Genomic DNA, 19,115 nt, shown 5'->3' with positions numbered 1-19,115 from the left:
CTAGACCCGGTCGTCGGCCTTGTCGACGGCGCCGGAGATGACGGTGTAGCCCAGCAGGCGCTCCGCCTCTTCGATGCCGCCCTGGAGGTCGCCGACCGCGTTGACCTTCGAGAGGTCCACGCCGAGCGTGACCAGCGTCTGGGCGATCTCCGACGAGAGGCCGGTGATGATCACCGAGGCGCCCATCAGGCGCGAGGCGTCGACCGTCTGCACGAGGTGGTTGGCCACGGTCGAGTCGATCGCCGGCACGCCGGTGATGTCGATCACGACCACGCGGGCGCGGTTCGTGCGGATGCCGCGCAGCAGCTGCTCGGTCAGCTGGCGGGCGCGCTGCCCGTCGAGCACGCCGATGATCGGGAGGATCAGGAGCCGTTCGCGGACCTGGAGGACCGGGGTGGAGAGCTCGCGGATCGCCTCCTGCTGCTGGCGGATGATGCGCTCGCGCTCCTGCACGAAGTTCACGCCCACCGTGTTGGCGATGCGGTTCGCGGCCGGCTCGTACGCGTCGAGCACCTCGTTGAGGACCTGGAAGTCCGCCTGGTACTTCTCGAACAGCGAGCGCGCGAGCACGTCGCGCAGCAGGAGCACGATGCCGAGCACCTCGTCGGTCTCGACGCCGCGGGGGATGATGCGCTCGGACAGGTTGCGGGCGTAGTCCTGCAGCGCCTCGACGGAGCCGGTCTCGAGCACCTCGACGTAGTTGTCGTACACCGAGGTCGCCTCGGAGAAGATCTCCTCCTCCGTCAGCGCCGTCAGCAGCCGGGCCTCGCCGATGCGCCGCGCCCACTCCTGCCGGAGCTCGGTGCGGTTGTTGCTGAGGTGGGACACCAGCTCGCGCAAGAGGTCGTCACGGGCGTCCTGTTGGCCGGGCGCGGGGTCCGGGTCAGCCATCGGTCTCCTTGGGTTGGGGGGTGGGGCCGAAGGCCAGGATCGCCATGTCGTCGCGCAACCGGCCTTCTGAGGCGGCCAGCACGGCCGCCTCCACGCGATCGGCCACCGCATCCGGCGGCAGCCCCGCGCACGTCTTGAGCAGCTCCACGAGCTCGCCGTGGCCGAACACCTCTTGGCGCCGGCGCCGGACCTCGGTGACGCCGTCGGTGTAGAACACGAGCACCTCGCCCTGGCTGAGCTCGACGGTGACGTCGTTGAGCAGCGGGTCGATGTCCGAGCCCAGCAGCGTGCCGAGCCGGCCGACCGGCGTGACGCTCCCGTCCGGGGCGACCACGAGCGGCAGCGGGTGCCCGCCGCAGGCGAGCTCGAGCGTCACCTTGCCGGTCTCGGCGCGCAGGTGGGCGTAGCAGACGGTGCAGAAGCGGCCCTCGTCGCCGGTCTGCTCGCGCAGCGCCCGGTGCAACAGCGCGAGCACGCCGCTGGGCCGGGACTCGTAGGCGGCCGCCGCGCGCATCGTGTGGCGTGCCAGCGCCGTGACCGCGGCGGCGTCCGGCCCCTTGCCCTGAACGTCGCCGATCAGCGCCGTCCAGGCGCCGTCACCGGCGGGGAAGAGGTCGTAGAAGTCACCGCCGAGCTCGATCCCCTCGCCGGCCGGCCGGAAGCGCACGGCGGCGCTGAGCCCGTGCACGGGTGGTAGCCCGCCGGGGCGCAGCGAGCGCTGCAGCGTGCGCGCGATCGTCCGCTCGCGGTCGTAGAGCTGGGCGTTGGAGATCGCCACCGAGGCGAGCTGGGCGAGCTGCGTGAGCACGGCCTCGTCGCGCGGGGTGAACGTGCGGTCGGCCGCGTCGATCACCTCGACCATCCCGAGCTCCTTGCCACGACCGGTGAGCTGGGCCTGCAGCCGGGCCGGCTGCGGGTCGCCGCCGCCCAGGCGCGGGGGAGAGGTGGCCGTGAGCGGGCGCAGGCGCGGATCAGGGGCGAGCACCGCGACGGTGGCCCGCGCGACGTGCAGGATCTCGCGCGCCGCGTCGGCGGTGAGCTGCAGGATCGCCTCGACCGTCAGTGAGAGGTTGATGGCCACGGAGGCGTCGGCGAGCGCGCGCAGCTGCTCCACGTACTCGTGCTCGAGCCGTGCGACCTCCTGCACCTCGAGGTAGCCGCGGTGGACCGTCTCGAACGTCGAGAGGCTCTCGCGCAGGAAGTCGGCTGCCGCCAGCAGGCCTTCGTCGTCGTTGACGTTCGCGTGCCGGAGCGCGGCGTGGTGCGCCTCGGCGAGGTCCAGCACGCTCAGCTGCGCCGCCACGGCCTCGCGACCGATGTCGTAGGCGGCGCCGAGCGCCGACTCGCCGCGATCCGCGAGATAGGCCGCGAAGGCCGCGGAATAGCGAGCGGCCAGCGCTGGTCCGCCGTTGGTGCCGTCCATGGTCCCCACGTCAGAGGGGAACCCTACGACACCACGCCGCCAGAAGGGCTGGCGGCGCTAGTGATGGCCGTGATCGAGCGGGAGCTCGGCGATGTCGCGCCGGACGTCCGCGATCCAGCGGATGGTGGTCGCCAGGAAGGCCACGCCGAAGAAGGCGACGAGGAGCCACGACAGCGTGATGCTGACGATCATCCCGGCCAGCGCCGCGGCGTTGAGCAGCGGCAGGATGCTGTGCGCCGGCATGTGGATCTCCTCCCCGACGGGAGGGACCGTGCCGTTCGTCTCGGCGACGACTTCGGTGTTCTCGGTGTGCTCGGTCATTACTGGATGTAGATCCAGGCGGCGACGAAGGTCAGGCAGAAGAAGAGCAGCCCCACGATGGAGACGTAGAACGCCGTCCGGAGGTTTCTGCGAGCAAGCTTGCGATCCATCGAGGGGCCAGTCTACGAAAGGAGTTGGGCGTCGACCACCATCGCGACGAACAGGATCGCGAGGTAGCTGAGCGAGAACAGGTACGCACGGAGCGCGCTGGCGCGGTCCGCGTTGCGCTGGAGGCGGATCGCCAGCGTGATGAACGCGGCGTTCAGCCCGACGGCGACGACGGCGTAGATCGCGCCGAAGAAGCCGAAGACGAAGGGCAGCAGCGTCAGGAGCGTCAGCAGCAGCGTGTAGAGCACGATCTGCCGGCGCGTCTCCTTCTCGCCGTGCACGACGGGCATCATCGGCACGCCCACGCGCTCGTACTCGTTCTTCATCAGCAGGCTGAGCGCCCAGAAGTGCGGCGGCGTCCAGTAGAAGATGATCGCGAACAGGTACAGCGCGGTGGGGGCGACGCTGCCGGTGACGGCCGCCCAGCCGACGAGCGGCGGGACGGCGCCCGCGGCGCCGCCGATGACGATGTTCTGCGGCGAGCGGCGCTTGAGCCACAGCGTGTAGACGACCGTGTACCAGAAGAACCCGGCCAGGGCCAGGAACGCCGACAGCACGTTCGCGCCGACCGTCAGGATCACGAAGCTCGCGACCTGCAGGCCGAACGCGTAGATCAGCGCCGCGCGCGGGGAGATCCGACCGGCGGGGATCGGGCGGGAGGCCGTGCGGGCCATCGCCTCGTCGATGTCGCGGTCGTACCAGTGGTTGAAGGCGCCCGCGCCGCCCGCGCTCAGGAAGCCGCCGATGACGGCGACCGCCACGAGGCCGATCGAGGGGTCCCCGGCGACGTACATCGTCGTGATCGTCGTCAGGAGCAGCAGGAGCTGCACCTTCGGCTTCGTCAGCGTGAAGTAGTCGCTGACGAGCTGCTTGACGCCGGGGACCGGGAGGGCTGCGCGGGAAGCTTCCAAATCAGGTACGGATGATCGGGGTGGGGTGGAGGGGATGTCCCTGACTTCTAATGGAGCATGGGTTGGCCGGAGCGGTACCGCTGCTCGGCGTTGGTCCGCTGCTCGATCTCGCGGCGGATGTCCTTCATCGGCTCGACCGAGCGCACGCGCGGGACGACGTCGAAGTTGTTCTCCGGCGGCGGCGAGGGCGTGAACCACTCGAGCGTGTTCGCCTTCCACGGGTCCGGGCCGGCGATCGCGCCGCGCTTGAGCGACCAGACCACGCCGACGACGGTGACCGCGACGCTCAGGGCGATCATGAACGCGCCGATGGTCGAGACGAAGTTGTACCAAGTCCAGCTGGTCTCGGAGTACTCGTAGATCCGTCGCGGCATGCCCGACAGGCCGGCCGAGTGCTGGATCAGGAACGTCGTGTGGAAGCCGATGAACATCAGCGCGAAGCCGACCTTGCCGAGCTTCTCGCTGAGCATCCGGCCGGTCATCTTCGGCCACCAGAAGTACAGCGCCGCGATCATCGCGAAGGCGGACGCGCCGAACGCCGTGTAGTGGAAGTGGGCGACGACGAAGTAGGTGTCCGTCAGCTGCCAGTCGATGGGGAAGACGGCCAGGAAGATGCCCGTGATACCGCCCATCGTGAACGTGGCGATGCCGCCGACGCAGTACAGGAGCGCCGTCGTCCACTCGACCGTGCCGCGCCAGAGCGTGGCGATCCAGTTGAAGATCTTCACGCCGGTCGGCACCGCGATGACGAACGACATGAGCATGAAGAACGCGAGCACGGTCGTCGACATCGGCGTCGCGAACATGTGGTGCGCCCACACGAGCATGCCGAGGAAGGCGATGCCGACCGTGGCGGCCGCGATCGCCTTGTAGCCGAAGATCGGCTTGCGGGCGAACACCGGCAGGATCTCCGAGAAGACGCCGAACGCCGGCAGCACGAGGATGTACACCTCGGGATGCCCGAAGAACCAGAACAGGTGCTGCCAGAGCAGCGCCGAGCCTCCCTGCGCGGGGTCGAAGAAGCCGGTGCCGAAGTTGCGGTCCAGCAGCAGCATCGTCACGGTCGCGGCGAGCGACGTCAGCGCGACGATCACGAGGTACGCGTAGATCAGGATCGTCCACACGAACAGCGGCATGCGGCCCCAGCCCATGCCGGGCGCGCGCATGTTGTGGATCGTGGCGATGAAGTTGATCGCGCCGATGATCGAGCTCAGGCCGGTGAGGTGGACCATGTAGATCCACGCTTCCTGGCCGTTGGTGCCCGAGTACTGCTTCAGCGACAGCGGGACGTACGAGAACCAGCCGGCCTCCGGCGGGGAGTAGAGCATCGACGCGTAGAGCGCGATGCCGCCGAACAGGTACATCCAGTACGACCAGGCGTTCAGGCGCGGGAAGGCGACGTCGCGCGCGCCGAGCATCAGCGGCAGCAGGTAGTTCGCGAAGCCCGCCCACACCGGCACGACGACCAGGAAGACCATGGTCGTCCCGTGCATGGTGAGGATCTGGTTGTACCGCTCAGGGGTGAGCAGCGTGTTGTCCGGCACCGCGAGCTGCGTGCGGATCAGCAGCGCCTCGACCCCGCCCAGGATGAAGAACACCAGGACGGTGGCCAGGTACATGATCCCGATCTTCTTGTGATCGGTCGTGGTGATCCACGAGGTCCAGCCACGCGTGCGGTCGGGGTTGTCGACCGCGGACGCGATGATCTGGGGGCGACCCAAGCTGTGATCGCTCACTCGTCACCACCCTGGCTCTCCTGCTCGGTGAGCTTCTTCTGCTGCTCGGCGACGTCGGTCTCAGCCGTCTTGAGCTGCTGGACCTTGTCCGCGTACCACTTCTTGTAGTCCGCCATTCGCATGCCGATCACGCGGCCGTACATGTTCGCGTGGTTGCGCCCGCACAGCTCGGCGCACTGACCGGTGTAAACAACTTGCTTCTGCCCCTCCGGGATGGCGTCCGGCGGGATCCGGAACCAAAGCTTGTTCGTGTAGCCCGGGACGGCATCCATCTTGCCGCCGAGCTTGGGGATCCACCACGAGTGGACGACGTCGTCGGCCGTGATGTCGAGGAGGACGGTCATGCCGACCGGCACGACCATGTCCGTGTACGTCAGCAGCTGGTCCTGCCCCGGGTAGAGGTAGCGCCACACGTACTGCTGGCCGTTGACCTCGATGGTCATCGTCGGGCCCTTGGGCGTCGACTGGTTGGTGGCGGCGACCTGCATGCCGTCCACCTGCGCGGTGAGCTCGCGACCGTTCTCGTCGATCAGCGACGGCTTCGGGTTCTTGATCGACGGCAGCTGGATGAACGTGAAGACCGTGATGAACAGCAGGATCACGAAGGCGCCGAGGGTCCAACCGATCTCGAGCTTCGTATTTCCGTGGATCTGAGCGGCGGTGGCGCCCTTCTTGGCCTTGAACTTGAACAGGGCCCAGAGGAGCGTGCCCTCGACCCCCACGAAGATGAACAACGCGAGGATGAACACCATCACGTAGAGGGTGTGGATGCTGTCCGCGTTCGGCGAGCCGCCGGATTCGGGGAACAGGAGACCGGCGCGAGCTGCCGGTGCGGCGAGGAGCGCAGCTACCAGCGCAAGGGGCAGCGCAAGCAGCAGGCGTCGGCGATTACGACCTTCGGACACGAGGGCCGGGAGTATAAGGAGCGAGTGGACGCCTTCGCGGCGCGGTCGGGTCACTGACGCTCACGAACCCGTGAATCGCGGGGCTCGTTTCTCCACGAAGGCGGTGACTCCTTCGAGGAAGTCGGACGTGCGCGCGGCCTCGTGCTGGATCTCCGCCTCGAGCGCGAGCTGGTCCTGGAACCGTCCGAACGACCAGGCGTTCAGCTGCCGCTTGGAGCCCGCGTAGGACCGCGTCGGGCCGGCGGCCATGCGCTGCGCGAGCGCCTCCGCCTCGGCCTTGAGCGCGTCGTTCTCGTACACGCGGTTGATGAGCCCCCACTCCAGTGCCTGGCGCGCCGGCACCTTCTCGCCGAGCATCGCCATCTCCGTCGCGCGGGCGAACCCGATGCGCTCCGGGATCAGGAAGCTCGACCCGCCGTCGGGCACGAGCCCGATGTTCACGAACGCGAGCATGAAGTAGGCCGACTCGGCCGCCAGGATCAGGTCTCCGGCGAGCGCGAACGAGATCCCGATGCCGACCGCCGGCCCGTTGACCGCGACGATCACCGGCTTGGGCATCGTCCGCAGGCCCTCGATGATCGGATGGAAGTGGTCGCGCAGCGCCGCGCCGACGTCCGGCCGCCCGTCCTCGGCCGGCTCGAAGCCGGACTTCAGGTCCGCGCCGGAGCAGAACGCCTTGCCCGCGCCCGTGAGGATCACGGCGCGGATGTGAGGATCCGCCGCGCTCTCCTCCACGGCCTGCCGCAGCTCGTCGCGCAGCTCGGTGTTCGCCGCGTTCATCGCCTCGGGCCGGTTCAGCGTGATCGTGCACACGGCGCCGTTGCGCTCCAGTTGGACGGTCATGGGTGTGATTGTGCTGCAACTCCGGGTAGTCGAAGGGGCATGCCGTTCGCCCGTCGTCCCCGCATCGGCCTCTGCACCGCGCTCGAGCGGGCGCGCTGGACCGTCTGGGACCGCGAGGCCTTCCTGCTCTCCCGCGCGTACGTCGACGCCCTCCAGGGCGCCGGTGCGATCGCGATGATGCTCCCGCCCGACGAGTGGGTCGCCGAGCACCCGGACGACGTCCTCGAAGGCCTCGACGGACTGATGCTCGCCGGCGGCGCCGACATCGACCCCTCGTCCTACGGCGGCCCCCGCCACCCGAAGGTCACCAACACGCGGGTGGACCGGGACCGCGCCGAGATCGCGCTGTTCGGCCGCGCGCTGGAGCGGGACCTGCCGATCCTCGGCATCTGCCGCGGGATGCAGCTGATGAACGTCGCCCGCGGCGGCACCTTGATCCAGCACCTGCCCGAGGACGTCGGCCACACCGACCACCGCCGCGCGCTGGGCTCCTTCGACAACGCGGACCACGACGTCCGCCTCGAGCCGGGAAGTCTGGCCGCCCGGGCGTGTGGGGAGACCCTGCACGCCACCAAGTCCCACCACCACCAGGCGGTCGACGCGCTGGGCGAGGGCATCGTCCCCACCGGCTGGTCCGTGCTCGACGACCTCGTCGAGGCGATCGAGCTGCCGGAGGCCGCGTGGGCGCTCGGCGTGCAATGGCACCCGGAGGTGGACCCGCGGTCGCGGGTCGTGCGCGCCTTCGTGCACGAGGCGGCGCTGGTCGCGGCCTGACCACAGCGGGGGGTGTGGCGCGAGATGGTCCTGTCCGCCAGAAGACCGAAACTGGGGCCACCCGTACCAAGCCCATCCGCGCCACTCGATAAGTTGCTGTCTCCGTGCCCCGCTCGACCGCCATCCGCGCGGCCGCTTGCACGGTGCTCGCCGTCGGCCTCGCGGCGCCGTTGCTCCGCCGTCGGCTCCGCCTGAAGCCGCCTGTGGTGATCGCCGCTGCGGCGGCCACTCCGTTCGCCCTCGGGACCCTGATGCCGCGCAGCAAGGCGCGGGACATCGGGATGTGCGTGCTGCAGATGTACGCGTACCTGGCGACGTACCAGATGCCCAACGACGATCCGGAGAAGCTCGAGGCGCGGGTCAAGGTCAAGTACCCGGTGGTGATCGACCGGGCCATCGGGCTCGGGACGACGCCGACGATGCGACTCCAGCGGGCGTTCGGCACCGAGGGGCACTTCCGGCTGTTCGAGAAGGTCCTGGTGTTCTCGCACTGGGTGTGGTTCGCCGTGCCGCACGGGACGGTCGCGTACGTGCTGTTCAAGCGGCCCGAGCAGTTCCCGAGCGCGGCGGCGCGGGTCTACGCGACGTTCGACATCGGCGTGATCGGCTACTGGGCGATCCCGACCGCGCCGCCGTGGTACGCGGCGCAGCAGGGCCTGATGGAGGACGGGCGCACGCCGGAGCTGCGGCGGATGATGGTCGAGTACGGCGAGCAGTTCTGGAAGCAGAGCTGGGGCCCGCTGTACGGTGTCCTGGGAGGCAATCCCTTGGCCGCCATGCCGTCGCTGCACTTCGCCACCTCCGTGACGGCCGCGCACGTGCTGAGCGACACCGGCCGTGTCGCGGGCGTGCTCGGCTGGAGCTACGTGGCCACGCTCGGCCTCGCGCTCGTCTACCTGGGCGAGCACTACGTGACGGACCTGATGGCCGGGCTCGCGCTCGCCGAGGGCATCCGCGCCGGTGCGCCGACGGCCTCGCCGGTCGCCCGGAGGATCAGCCGCGCGATCCAACAGCTCGAGGCGAGGGCACGCTCGTGACCCGCGCGCCGGAGCAGGAGGTGGAGGAGCCCCGGCCGCCCGGCGACGACCACGACGACGACGATCGCGGGCTCGAGTTCACCACCCGCGGCGTCCTCACGCTGTGCGGCTTCCTCGCGGCGATGATCCTCGCGCTCTATCTCCTGCTGCCGCAGCTCGCGGGCCTGGAGGACACGTGGGAGCGCATCCAGGACGGATCGCCGTTCTGGATCCTCGTCGCGCTCGCGTTCGCCCTGGGCATGTTCTGGGGCTACATCGAGATGTTCCGCGGCGTCTTCTCGAAGGTCGGCAAGGGCATCATCGGCCGCACCGAGAGCTACCTGATCACGATGGCCGGCCTCGCGGCGAGCCGCCTGTTCGCGGCCGGCGGCGCCGGCGGCCTGGTCCTGCAGGCCTGGGCGTTGCGCCAGGCGGGCCTGGGGCGGCGCGTGGTGGCCGACAAGACGATCAGCTTCCTCGTCCTGACCTACTTCCCCTACGCGGCGGCCGTGCTCATCTGCGGCCTCGGCCTGCGCACGGGCCTGTTCCCGGGCGAGGCGCCCGTGGGCATGACGCTCGTGCCGGCCGTCATCGCGCTGATCATGATGGGCGTCGCGGCGCTGATCCTGCTCGTCCCGACCGACCTGCAGCGCCGCCTCGACGGGTTCGCGCGGCGCACCGGGCACATCGGCCGCATCGCGCAGCGGCTCGCCTCGGTCCCCGCCGCCTCCTCGGCCGGCCTGCACGACGCGATCGCCCACCTGCGCAGCCGCGACCCCGCGCTGTTCGGCGCGATCGCCTTCTGGGCGTTCCAGATCGCGGTGCTGTGGGCGGCGTTCCACGCGTTCGGCGACCCGCCGCCGCTCGCGGTGCTCGTCCAGGCCTTCTTCGTCGGGATGCTCGGCAACCTGCTGCCGATCCCGGGTGGCGTCGGCGGGGTCGAAGGTGGCATGATCGGCTCGTTCGCCGCGTTCGGCGTCGACGCGGGTCTCGCCGTCGTCGCCGTCCTGGTGTTCCGCGCTCTGACGTTCTGGCTACCCCTTCTCCCAGGGGTGTTCGCCTTCTTCAAGCTCCGCGCACGCGTGGAGCTTTGGCGACGGGAACGCGGCGCTACTATACAAAGTAAAGCGTGAGCGTGGAAAGGTACGAATGGCAGACGTCGAGAACGTGATCATCATCGGCAGCGGGCCCGCCGGTTACACGGCGTCGCTGTACACCTCCCGAGCGAACCTGAACCCGCTGTGCATCGAGGGGTTCATGTGGGGCGGCCTGCTCCAGCAGACCACGGATGTCGAGAACTACCCGGGCTTCCCCGAGGGGATCATGGGCCCGGAGATGATGCAGAAGTTCCGCGACCAGGCCGAGCGCTTCGGCACCCGGTTCATCACCGACAACGTGACGAAGTTCGAGCCCGGCTCGGGCGGCGAGCCGCACACCGTCTGGGTCGACGACGAGGCCTACAAGGCCCGCACCGTGATCCTGGCGATGGGCGCCGAGCACAAGAAGCTGGGCGTGCCCGGCGAGGACGAGCTGGGCGGCCGCGGCGTGTCCTACTGCGCCACCTGTGACGCCGCCTTCTACAAGGACCGCACGACGATCATCGTCGGCGGCGGCGACTCGGCGATGGAAGAGGCGATCTTCCTGGCCAAGTTCTCCTCGAAGGTCACGATCGTGCACCGCCGCGACGAGTTCCGCGCGTCGAAGATCATGCTCGAGCGGGCCAAGGCGGTCGAGAACATCGAGTTCCTGACGCCGTACACCGTGAAGGCCTTCCTGCCGGGCGACAACGGCCAGCTGGACCGCGCCGACCTCATCAACACCGAGACCGGCGAGGAGCTCGTCGTCCCGATGGCCGGCGCCTTCATCGCCATCGGCCACGAGCCGCAGTCCGCGATCGTCGACGGCCTGATCGACGTCGACGACGAGGGCTACGTCAAGGTCGACGGCCGCTCGACCCGGACGAACATCCCCGGCGTCTTCGCCGCCGGCGACCTCGTCGACCACACGTACCGCCAGGCGATCACCGCCTCGGGCTCCGGCTGCCAGGCCGCGCTCGACGCCGAGTGGTACCTGCGCGACAACCCCGCTGTCCCGACGCCGGCCGCCCTCGAGGGCACCGGGAACCTCGCCGAGGAGCAGTGGGCACCGGTCGCCCGTTCGTAGCGGCGCTCGCCGCCGCCGCACTCATCACCGGGTGTGGCGGCGACGACGAGCCCGCGGCGAGCACGCTCCCGACGGCACCGGACACGATCAACTTCTCCTCGCCGGACTTCAAGGACGGCGCGGCCATCCCGGCGAAGCTGACCTGTGACGGCGACGGCACGCCGCCGACGCTCGTCTGGCGCGCCGTGCCCTCCGGCCAGGCGGTCGAGACCGTGCTCGTGGTCGAGGACCCGGACGCGAAGGACGGCCCGTTCTTCCACTGGACCGCGTACGGGATGACGGCCGCCACGGGCGCCGGCCTCGCGCCGCAGGGGCAGTTCCCGGCCGGCACCAAGTACGGCGAGAACTCGGCCGGCAAGTCCGGCTGGACGCCGCCGTGCCCGCCCGAGGGCGACGGGCCGCACCGCTACATCTTCAGCCTGTACGCGATCAAGGACGCGAGCGCGCTCGAGGACGGCGCGTCACCGCAGGACGTCCTGGACAAGGTGAAGGGCGCGGTCGCCCGCGGCACCTTCACCGGCACGTACGAGAGAAAGCAGTAAGGGGGCAGCCCCACCGCCCCACCCTTACTCGGGGTGGGTCAGGCGCAGAGCGTCTCCGCGGCCGCGCCGGGTGCCAGGCACCGGGTCGCGACCGTGGGGGCCTTGCGGGGCCGCACCGTGAGCGTCTTGACGGCGGCGATCATGTTCGGCGCCGACACGACGACGCGGATCTTCGTGCCCGCCTTGAGCGTGCCCTGCTTGGCGCGCTTGGCGAAGAACGGCTTCAGCGACACCGTCCCGGCGACGTTCCTGAAGCTGAGCGACGCGCGCTTGCAGCCCTTGCCGCAGGTGGCGGTGACGGTCGCGCCGGCGGGCACGCCGCGCAGCGTGAGGCCCTTGAAGACCGTGCTGGTCCGGCCGGCCCTGGCGTCCGCGCGCAGGTCCACGAGCAGGCGCCGGGGCGCGTAGGTCGGCGAGACGACGACCGGCGCCGGCGTGGGGGAGGCCAGGAGCGGGACGGGCGCCGGAGCCGCCGCCGGAGCCGCCTCGCCGAGCGCGCGGAAGCCGAGCTCCCACGTCAGCGCCGCGGACTGCGCGCGGGCGAGCCACGTGGCGCCCGAGGGCGCGAAGACCTCGATCAGCCCGAACCGGTTGCGGATCGCCGCGGGGTCACCGCTGAGCGCGCCGCCGAGCGCGGTCGCGCTCGTGATCTCCTGCAGCGCTCCGCCCGCGTCGCGTGCGAACACGTGCAGGTTGCGCGCGCCGTCGAGCACGGCCGCGGGGGTGCCGATGACCGGGCCCGCAGCGAGCGGCGTCACGGGACCGAACCCGAACAGGGGGAGCTCCTGCGCGGCGCGCCACAGCGTGCCGTCGGCGGCGCGGGCGAACACCTCGAGCCGGCCGTCCGGATAGCGCACGACGGCCGGGTCGCTCGCGGCCGGACCCAGGTTCTGGAGGCCGTCCGGAGTGACGATCGCGCCCGTCGTGGAGCGGTAGACGACGAAGATCGCGGCGCTGTGGTCGAGGGTCGCCGTCGGGTCGCCGGCGGCGTCGTCGGCGAGCGACACGGGGCTCTGCCAGCCGCCGACGCCCTCGGTGACCGACCAGAGCTTGCCGTCCACACCGCGGTAGAACAGCGCGAGCTTCCCGTCGCTCAGGACGAGCAGCTCAGGCGAGCCGGCCGCGCCGGCGGCGACCTGTACCCGCGCTGACCAATCGCCGTCGGGCAGTGCGAGCAGCGCGCCGTCGTCGGTACGCGCGACGACCAGCAGGCGTCCCTGCCCGTCGCGCTCCACGGCCACGGGCTCCTGCGCGAGCCCCGCTCCGCCGACGCGCGCCAGCACGCCGCCCGGAGGGGCGTGGTACAGCGCGCCGTCGGCGCCCACGACGTAGGCGTGGACCGCGCCCGCCGCGTCCACGGCGACGGTGCGGCTGGCGTTCGCGGGCGCGGCGCAGACGAGCGCGAGCGCGGCGAGAGCAAAGGCGACGGCTCGGCGCATCCCGCCGACTCTACGCAGCTCGTCAGCGAACGCGCAAGGAATACTGGCGTTCCTGGTAGCGCGAACTGCCCTGAGGTTTGACCGCGATGAAGTACGAGCGCTTCTTGGAGCCCTTGTTGCGGACCGTCACCTGCTCGGTCTTCTTGGAACCCACCTTGCGCGACTTCGCGACGCGCCCGTCGAGGTCGTTGACCGAGACCGCCTCGGTCGTGAAGACCTCCAGCGACGGGTCGCCGAAGCGCGGGATGACCTTGATCGACGCCGACTTCTTCGCCGGGATGATGATCCGGTAGACGTCCACCGGGTCCTCCTGCTTGTCCAGCAGCGCATCGACCTGGACCTGCTTGCCGCCCTGCCAGACCGGCGTCGAGGCCCGGCCGAAGGCGGTGCCGTCGACCCAGACGAGGTTGTCGTTGGGCTCGTACGGGTCCTGGATCGGCAGCTTGTCGGCCGGGACGGCCAGCGCGTTGTCGATGTTGAGCACGCCGAAGCCGGTCAGTGGGTCCCAGCCCGGGCGGTTCTGCCCGTCGGGGGAGACGACGTCCTTGGCCGTCAGGCGCACCGCCTGCACGACGCGGTCGGGCGTGAGGTCCGGGCGCGCGGCGCGGACCCAGGCCAGCGCGGCCGAGACCATCGGGGCGGAGAAGCTGGTGCCGTCCATGATCTGGTAGCCGTCCTGGACGCCGTCGGTGTCCAGCGCCGGCGGCACCGCGGTCATGATCCCCACGCCCGGGGCGCTGAGGTCGACGGCGGCGTTGGCGTTCGAGAAGGACGCGCTGCGGCCGTCGGGCGTGGTCGCCGCGACCGTCACGACGTGCGGCAGCGAAGCCGGGAACTCGAGCGGGTTGCCCTGCTGGAACTCGTTGCCCGCGGCCGCCACGGGGATGATGCCCTTGGCGATCGCGAAGTACAGCTGCACCCACTCGGCGGCGCAGCGCGACGGCGAGCCGTAGCTCATGTTGATCACGGCGGCGCCGGCGGCGACGGCCTTGCCGATCGCCTCACCGGACGCGGCGCAGGTGATGCCGCCCTCGGGCACGCCCGGCGTGGTCGCGAGCGGCACGTTGAGCGCCCGCGCGCCCGGCCAGACGCCGAGGATGCCGACGCCGTTCTGCGGCGCGGCCGCCACCGCCGCGGTGGCCGTGCCGTGCGCGTTGGTGACCGGCGTGCCGGGCAGCGTCGAGAACGCCGAGCCGGCCCACTCCGGGTGCGCCGGGTCGGCCGCCGCGTCCACGAGCGCGATCAGCGGGCTCTCGGGCGTGACCGGCGGCGGGGCGGTGGCCGGCGAGACCACGGCCGAGCGCCACGCGTTCGGCGGGACCGAGAGCGGGTCGTCCGGAACGGCCTGCTTGCTCTTGAGCACGGTGTTGGCCTGCGAGTAGACGAGCAGCCCGCGCGCCTCGAGCGCATGGGCGAACCCGCGCGCCTGCGCACGCTCGACGACGTAGTTGCCGAGGCCGGAGTGATGCGCGCCGAAGCGGGCGGCGACGCGCTCGGCCTCCGCGCCCGGCTTGGCGCCCACCAACCAGGTGTCAGGGTCCGAACGCACCGACGACGCCGTCACGTCACCGGGCAGGTCCTGGGGGAACTCGGGCACGGCAGCGCGCGCGGTGGGCGCGCCCAGCAGGAGGACGAGGCTTGCGGCAAGGACAGCTCGGGTCACGGGAGGGTTCAACACCTGGGGAGGGCGATCGGAGCGGCGAGCCTACACTCGCGGCGTGGACACGTTCACTTTGGTCTCTACTGTGATCGTCGCCGGCGTGTTTGTGACGGTGATCCTGTTAGGCGTGTTCAGCAAGCGCTCCGCACTGGAGATCCTGGACTGGAAGCCGACGCGCTCCGCCGAGGCCGAGGCGGAGGCCGAAGTCGACGACATCGAGCAGATGGTCGAGGCCCAGAACGCGCTGCGCAGGCGCCGCGGCAAGCCGGAGCGCTCGCTCGAGGACATCGAGTCCGAGTGGCGCGAGTCCTGATCGTCCCGTGCGGCTGCCGCGGGCGTGCGCTGGCGGCCGCGCTGCGCGCCGACGGCCACGCCGTCCGCGGCACGACGCGCGGCGCGCACGTCGAGGAGATCCGCGCCGCGGGCGCCGAGCCCTACGTCGGCGATCCCGACCGGATCGCGACCCTGATGGACGCGCTGCCGGGCGTCACGATCGTCTGCTGGCTGGCGGACGGCCTCGACATCCCCGAGGGCCGGCTGCGGATGTTCTTCGAGAAGCTGGTCGACACCGGCGTGCGCGGCGTGGTCTACGAAGGCGCGTACGCCGAGCTGGCACGCCGCAGCTCAGCGACCTGGCAGATCCCGCTCGAGGTCGTCACTCGCGCTCAAGACGCCAAGGGTGCCGTGGACCGACTCCTAGGCGTCTGAGCAGGTCGTTGAGGATGCGGGCGGTCGCGCCCCACACCATGTGCTCGCCGACCTCGTAGACGTCCGTCCGGAACGCGACGCCGCGCCGCACCATCCGCTTGAGCGAGTGCCCGGCGACGAGGTCGTCCAGCGCCAGCTCGAGCACCTCGGCGACCTCGGTCTCCTGCATCACCCACTCGAAGCCGTGCTCGATCACGCCGACGAACGGATAGATCGCGTAGTCGGTCGCGAACGTGCCGACCGGCGTGAGCGCCCCGACCACGGTGACGTCCTCGGGCGGAAGCCCGACCTCCTCCCAGGCCTCGCGCAGCGCCGTCTCCTCCAACGACTCGCCGTCGTCGCGGCGCCCACCCGGGAACGAGATCTCGCCGGGGTGGCGGCTCAGGTCCTCACGGCGCCTGGTGAACACGGCGTGCAGCCGCCGGTCCGGGTCGCAGAACAGCGGGATCAGCACCGCCGAGTGCGTGCGCCCGCCCTGCACGGACATGCCGAGCGCCTCCTCGGGGGAGAGGAGCGCGCGCGACAGATCCTCCTGCAGGCTCAGGTGAGCTCGACCCGCTCGTCGAAGGCGACCTCGCCCTCGAGGGTGCGATGCACCGGGCACTTGGCCGCGATCACCTGCAGGCGCTCGACCTGCTCCTCGCTGAGATGGGCGGGCATCCGCATGATCATCTCGAAGCGGGTCGGGCAGCCACGCTCGGCGGGCGAGTAGCGGCAGTCGACCTCCAGGCCGTCGACGTTCCAGCCCTTGCGCTCGGCGTACATCTCCATCGTCACGGCCGTGCACGACGCCAGCGCGGCGGCGAGCAGCTCCTGCGGGCTGGGCCCGAGGTCCTGGCCGCCCTGCGACTCCGGCTCGTCCGCCGTGATCGTGTGCCGGCCCGCCTTCACGTCGTGCGTGTAGCGCTCGCGCTTGCGCGCGACCGCCCGCATCGCTCCGGAAGCCGTCTTCTCTGATCGGTTGATCAGCGCCATCTAGTCCTCCAGGGGATTGAACACCATCCCCGTCAACACCTTGGGGTAGAAGTAGGTCGACTTGGGCGGCATGTTCTCGCCCGCGGCGGCCACGTCGCGCACCCGCTCGACCGGGCTCGCGTTCATCAGGAAGGCCGCGTTCGCCTCGCCCGCGTCGACCTTGGCGCGCGCCAGCTCGGGCGTGCGCGCGTAGTCCAGGCCGTGCAGGTGTGAGATGTCGTCCTCGGTGAGGCCGAGCGCGTCCATCAGGATCAGCTTCTCGAGCACCGCCGTGTCGAGGCGGCGGTACGGCTCCGGCTTGCCCTCGAGCGCCTTGTCGGCGATCGCCCAGTCCTTCAGGTAGAGCGTCTGCTCGGTGCCGTCGGCGTAGTAGCCGATGCTGAGCGTGTCGGTCGGCTCCGTGGTCCAGTCGCGCTCGAAGGCCGCGGTGAGCGCGTCCATGTCGGCGCTCGTGGCCAGCCGGTGGGTGGGGAAGACGGTCAGGCCCTCGTCCTGCAGCGCGACGAGGCACATGAGCACGTGGTCGGCCTGCGCGTTCTCCTGCTGGTACACGCGCGCGGTCTCGTAGCGGTGGTGGCCGTCGGCGATCAGCAGCTCGGTCTGGCCGAGCGTGGCCTTGAAGGTCTCGATCGCCTGCGGGTCGTCGACGCGCCAGAGCTTGTGCGTGGTGCCCTCGTCGTCGGTCACCTCGCCCCACGGCTCGCCGGCCGTGAACGGCTCGACGGCCTTCCACGCGGCGTTCTGCGGATCGTCGTAGAGGCTGAAGATCGGCGACAGGTTCGCGCGCGTCGCGCGCGTGAGCCGCAGCCGGTCCTCCTTCGGGCCCGGGTGCGTGCGCTCGTGCGGGCGGATGCGGCCGGGGCCGTAGTCCTCGACCTTCACGGCCGCGAACACGCCGTGGCGCGTGCGCGGCTGACCGTCGGGGCCCGTGTAGTCCTGCGCGAGCGCCCACAGCGCGGGGGCGTCGTCGCGGACGACCACGCCGTCCTTCGTCCATCCGTCGAGGACCGTGGCCGCGTGGGCGTAGGGATCGCCGTCCGACTGCGGCAGGTCGATCTCGACGACGTTGTACGGCGACCGGCCCAGGAGCTCCGCTCGCTGGGCCGCGTCGATCACGTCATAGGGCGGTGCGGCAACGGGCTGGAGCCCGCCGACCTTCGCGAGGTCGTAGTGAAGTGCGTGCAGGGGCTCGACGTCGGCCATCGACGTCGATGTTAGGCGCTCTCGCGCTCAGACCTTGGCGCCGAAGTCGGCCGTGACGGTCGCGCCGACGGTGCCGTCGGTCGGGACGCCGATGCGCACCGCGATGCCGACTTCCTTGTAGGACTTCTTGACGATGTTGGCCTTGTGGCCGGCCGAGTTCATCCAGGCGTCCATGATCGCCTGCGGGGTGCTCAGCTCGCCCGTGCCCCACGCGAGGTTCTCGCCGATCGTCCAACCGTCGTTGCGCTTGGCGTAGCCCGCGCCGATGATCCGGTCGACGAACGTGTCGCCGTTCGGGCTGGTGTGGTCGAAGAAGCCGTCGTCGACCATGTCGTTCGAGTGGCCGGTCGCGGCCTTGCGCAGCTTCGCGTTGTCCTTGAGGGTCGGCAGGCCGGCCTGGACGCGGATCTGGTTGTGCAGGCACAGCAGCGCGGCGCGGACGAGCTCGAGGTTGCCGGCGTCCGGGGTGATCGTCGTGTTGGTGCACGGCGCGACGGAGGCCTTGGCCTGGACCTTGGTCTTCGTCTTGGACGCCTTGGCCTTGCCCGACCGCTTGTCGCCGAGGGCGATCTTCGCCTTCACGGTCTTGGACTTGGTCGTGCCCCTCGTCTTCGTGGCGGCGGCGTCGGCGCTGGCCGGCGCGGCGAACACGAGGCCGGCGGTGACGGCCACGGCGGGGATGAGACGGGTGACGATGTTCTTGGTGAGCACGGCGACGACCTCTTCGCACTAGTCGGGTCCAATGTGTTCCGTCGACCCGACGTGCCGTGCTGGCACGAATCCTTCGGTAGCCCGGCTGGCTCGGAGAGCCCCGTGGCTTTGCGCCCCGTCCTCGCGGACGGTTTGCCTTTATCGGGAAGCAGAACTTCTTGTTGCCCTCTTGATCGGCAGGTAGCCGTAATTCCTTAAGTCGCTGCGATACTGGTCGATAGCGGGGCGTGGCGCAGCCTGGTTAGCGCGCGTGCTTTGGGAGCACGAGGTCCCCGGTTCGAATCCGGGCGCCCCGACTTTGATCATCGATGTGAAGGCCTTTCGCTCATGGGTGATCGCCCCCCGGTTCTCGGCGCGCCGCCGCCGACACTTGAGCCCCGCATGACCCTCGCGCTCTACCTGCACCTGCTGGCCATGGCCACGTTCGTCGGCGGGCAGCTCGTGCTCGGGCTCGCGGTCGTGCCGGGGCTGCGTGGTCGTGACCGCGAAGGGCTGCGCGCGGTGGCGCGGCGGTTCGGCTGGATGTCGCTGGCCGCGCTGGGCGTCCTCCTGCTCTCGGGCGCGTACATGGCGTCCGAGCGGCACCTCTGGGACGACTCGACGCTGCAGGCGAAGCTGACGCTGTTCGTGATCGCGGGCGCGCTGATCCTGTGGCACCTGCGCAACGGCGCGGCGCACTGGCTGCAGGGCGCGATCCTGCTGGTCTCGCTCGTCATCGTGTGGCTCGGCGTCTCGCTGTGAGCGAAGACCCCTACCGCATGTACATCGTGGTCCGGCGCGGTGCGT

General features: G+C 70.5%; 21 protein-coding genes, 1 tRNA gene and 1 riboswitch. Of the genes, 9 read left to right on the top strand and 13 right to left on the bottom strand.

Annotated features, from left to right (window positions below; translation table 11 throughout):
• The 7 genes from C8N24_RS32880 to C8N24_RS32850 form a co-directional block, all read right to left on the bottom strand.
• A complete protein-coding gene (locus C8N24_RS32880; protein ID WP_121258605.1) occupies positions 1-891 on the bottom strand; it encodes an STAS domain-containing protein in 891 nt (296 codons plus the stop codon).
• Positions 884-2,314 carry a PP2C family protein-serine/threonine phosphatase gene (locus C8N24_RS32875; protein WP_121258603.1) on the bottom strand — a complete coding sequence of 477 codons (1,431 nt, stop codon included), beginning with the start codon at positions 2,312-2,314 and terminating at the stop codon, positions 884-886. The genes C8N24_RS32880 and C8N24_RS32875 overlap by 8 nt, the downstream gene beginning before the upstream one ends.
• Positions 2,315-2,371: 57 nt before the next feature.
• Positions 2,372-2,635, bottom strand: a complete 264-nt coding sequence (locus tag C8N24_RS32870; protein WP_121258601.1) for a hypothetical protein — start codon at positions 2,633-2,635, stop codon at positions 2,372-2,374.
• A gap of 122 nt (positions 2,636-2,757) precedes the next feature.
• Positions 2,758-3,654, bottom strand: coding sequence for a heme o synthase (locus C8N24_RS32865; RefSeq protein ID WP_121258599.1), 897 nt, complete (start codon positions 3,652-3,654; stop codon positions 2,758-2,760).
• A 47-nt stretch (positions 3,655-3,701) separates the two neighbouring features.
• The gene (gene ctaD, locus C8N24_RS32860) at positions 3,702-5,375 is read right to left on the bottom strand and encodes a cytochrome c oxidase subunit I (protein ID WP_245972057.1); all 1,674 of its coding nucleotides are present in this window, start codon (positions 5,373-5,375) and stop codon (positions 3,702-3,704) included.
• 11 nt (positions 5,376-5,386) lie between these two features.
• The gene (gene coxB, locus C8N24_RS32855; protein ID WP_170179586.1) at positions 5,387-6,295 is read right to left on the bottom strand and encodes a cytochrome c oxidase subunit II; all 909 of its coding nucleotides are present in this window, start codon (positions 6,293-6,295) and stop codon (positions 5,387-5,389) included.
• 60 nt (positions 6,296-6,355) lie between these two features.
• Positions 6,356-7,138, bottom strand: a complete 783-nt coding sequence (locus C8N24_RS32850; protein ID WP_121258593.1) for an enoyl-CoA hydratase-related protein — start codon at positions 7,136-7,138, stop codon at positions 6,356-6,358.
• A gap of 39 nt (positions 7,139-7,177) precedes the next feature.
• Here C8N24_RS32850 and C8N24_RS32845 point away from each other — a divergent pair, with 39 nt between their 5' ends.
• The 5 genes from C8N24_RS32845 to C8N24_RS32825 all read left to right on the top strand — a co-directional run bounded on the left by C8N24_RS32845 (position 7,178) and on the right by C8N24_RS32825 (position 11,633).
• A complete protein-coding gene (locus C8N24_RS32845; RefSeq protein ID WP_121258591.1) occupies positions 7,178-7,912 on the top strand; it encodes a gamma-glutamyl-gamma-aminobutyrate hydrolase family protein in 735 nt (244 codons plus the stop codon).
• A gap of 104 nt (positions 7,913-8,016) precedes the next feature.
• Positions 8,017-8,949, top strand: coding sequence for a phosphatase PAP2 family protein (locus C8N24_RS32840; protein ID WP_245972056.1), 933 nt, complete (start codon positions 8,017-8,019; stop codon positions 8,947-8,949).
• The gene (locus C8N24_RS32835) at positions 8,946-10,061 is read left to right on the top strand and encodes a lysylphosphatidylglycerol synthase transmembrane domain-containing protein (protein WP_121258590.1); all 1,116 of its coding nucleotides are present in this window, start codon (positions 8,946-8,948) and stop codon (positions 10,059-10,061) included. The genes C8N24_RS32840 and C8N24_RS32835 overlap by 4 nt, the downstream gene beginning before the upstream one ends.
• A gap of 16 nt (positions 10,062-10,077) precedes the next feature.
• Positions 10,078-11,091: a thioredoxin-disulfide reductase gene (gene trxB, locus C8N24_RS32830; protein ID WP_121258588.1), complete on the top strand. Its 1,014-nt coding sequence runs from the start codon at positions 10,078-10,080 to the stop codon at positions 11,089-11,091.
• Positions 11,067-11,633: a YbhB/YbcL family Raf kinase inhibitor-like protein gene (locus C8N24_RS32825; protein WP_170179585.1), complete on the top strand. Its 567-nt coding sequence runs from the start codon at positions 11,067-11,069 to the stop codon at positions 11,631-11,633. The genes trxB and C8N24_RS32825 overlap by 25 nt, the downstream gene beginning before the upstream one ends.
• Before the next feature lie 38 nt (positions 11,634-11,671).
• On the opposite strand, the gene C8N24_RS32820 is transcribed toward C8N24_RS32825, so the two are convergent.
• Together C8N24_RS32820 and C8N24_RS32815 are read right to left on the bottom strand one after the other, a co-directional pair.
• Positions 11,672-13,072 (bottom strand): DUF8189 domain-containing protein, encoded by a 1,401-nt coding sequence (locus C8N24_RS32820; RefSeq protein WP_121258584.1) that lies wholly within the window; start codon positions 13,070-13,072, stop codon positions 11,672-11,674.
• 22 nt (positions 13,073-13,094) lie between these two features.
• Positions 13,095-14,735, bottom strand: coding sequence for a S8 family peptidase (locus C8N24_RS32815; RefSeq protein WP_147448114.1), 1,641 nt, complete (start codon positions 14,733-14,735; stop codon positions 13,095-13,097).
• An 82-nt stretch (positions 14,736-14,817) separates the two neighbouring features.
• Here C8N24_RS32815 and C8N24_RS32810 point away from each other — a divergent pair, with 82 nt between their 5' ends.
• Together C8N24_RS32810 and C8N24_RS32805 are read left to right on the top strand one after the other, a co-directional pair.
• Entirely contained in the window at positions 14,818-15,045 is a 228-nt protein-coding gene (locus tag C8N24_RS32810; RefSeq protein ID WP_121258580.1) for a hypothetical protein, read from the top strand.
• Entirely contained in the window at positions 15,030-15,440 is a 411-nt protein-coding gene (locus C8N24_RS32805; RefSeq protein ID WP_121258578.1) for a Rossmann-fold NAD(P)-binding domain-containing protein, read from the top strand. The genes C8N24_RS32810 and C8N24_RS32805 overlap by 16 nt, the downstream gene beginning before the upstream one ends.
• Here C8N24_RS32805 and C8N24_RS32800 read toward each other — a convergent pair.
• Genes C8N24_RS32800 through C8N24_RS32785 form a run of 4 tightly spaced genes read right to left on the bottom strand, consistent with a single transcriptional unit; the run spans position 15,388 to position 18,329 of the window.
• Positions 15,388-15,927: an NUDIX hydrolase gene (locus tag C8N24_RS32800; RefSeq protein WP_121258576.1), complete on the bottom strand. Its 540-nt coding sequence runs from the start codon at positions 15,925-15,927 to the stop codon at positions 15,388-15,390. The two genes, C8N24_RS32805 and C8N24_RS32800, sit on opposite strands and share 53 nt — an antisense overlap.
• A gap of 53 nt (positions 15,928-15,980) precedes the next feature.
• Positions 15,981-16,415 (bottom strand): OsmC family protein, encoded by a 435-nt coding sequence (locus C8N24_RS32795; RefSeq protein WP_245972055.1) that lies wholly within the window; start codon positions 16,413-16,415, stop codon positions 15,981-15,983.
• Positions 16,416-17,618, bottom strand: coding sequence for a DUF1015 domain-containing protein (locus C8N24_RS32790; RefSeq protein ID WP_121258574.1), 1,203 nt, complete (start codon positions 17,616-17,618; stop codon positions 16,416-16,418). It lies immediately after the preceding gene.
• Positions 17,619-17,645: 27 nt separating this feature from the next.
• A complete protein-coding gene (locus tag C8N24_RS32785; RefSeq protein ID WP_121258572.1) occupies positions 17,646-18,329 on the bottom strand; it encodes a CAP domain-containing protein in 684 nt (227 codons plus the stop codon).
• A 72-nt stretch (positions 18,330-18,401) separates the two neighbouring features.
• Positions 18,402-18,476, bottom strand: a riboswitch (cyclic di-GMP riboswitch).
• A gap of 74 nt (positions 18,477-18,550) precedes the next feature.
• On the opposite strand from C8N24_RS32785, the gene C8N24_RS32780 reads away from it, so the two are divergent.
• A tRNA-Pro gene (locus C8N24_RS32780) sits at positions 18,551-18,625 on the top strand.
• A gap of 85 nt (positions 18,626-18,710) precedes the next feature.
• The gene (locus tag C8N24_RS32775) at positions 18,711-19,070 is read left to right on the top strand and encodes a hypothetical protein (protein ID WP_121258570.1); all 360 of its coding nucleotides are present in this window, start codon (positions 18,711-18,713) and stop codon (positions 19,068-19,070) included.
• Positions 19,071-19,115 lie beyond the last annotated feature (45 nt).

Source organism: Solirubrobacter pauli (assembly GCF_003633755.1).
Lineage (GTDB): Bacteria > Actinomycetota > Thermoleophilia > Solirubrobacterales > Solirubrobacteraceae > Solirubrobacter > Solirubrobacter pauli.
Note: the sequence above shows the minus strand (reverse complement) of the source record. Positions and strands in the feature narration are given on the sequence as shown.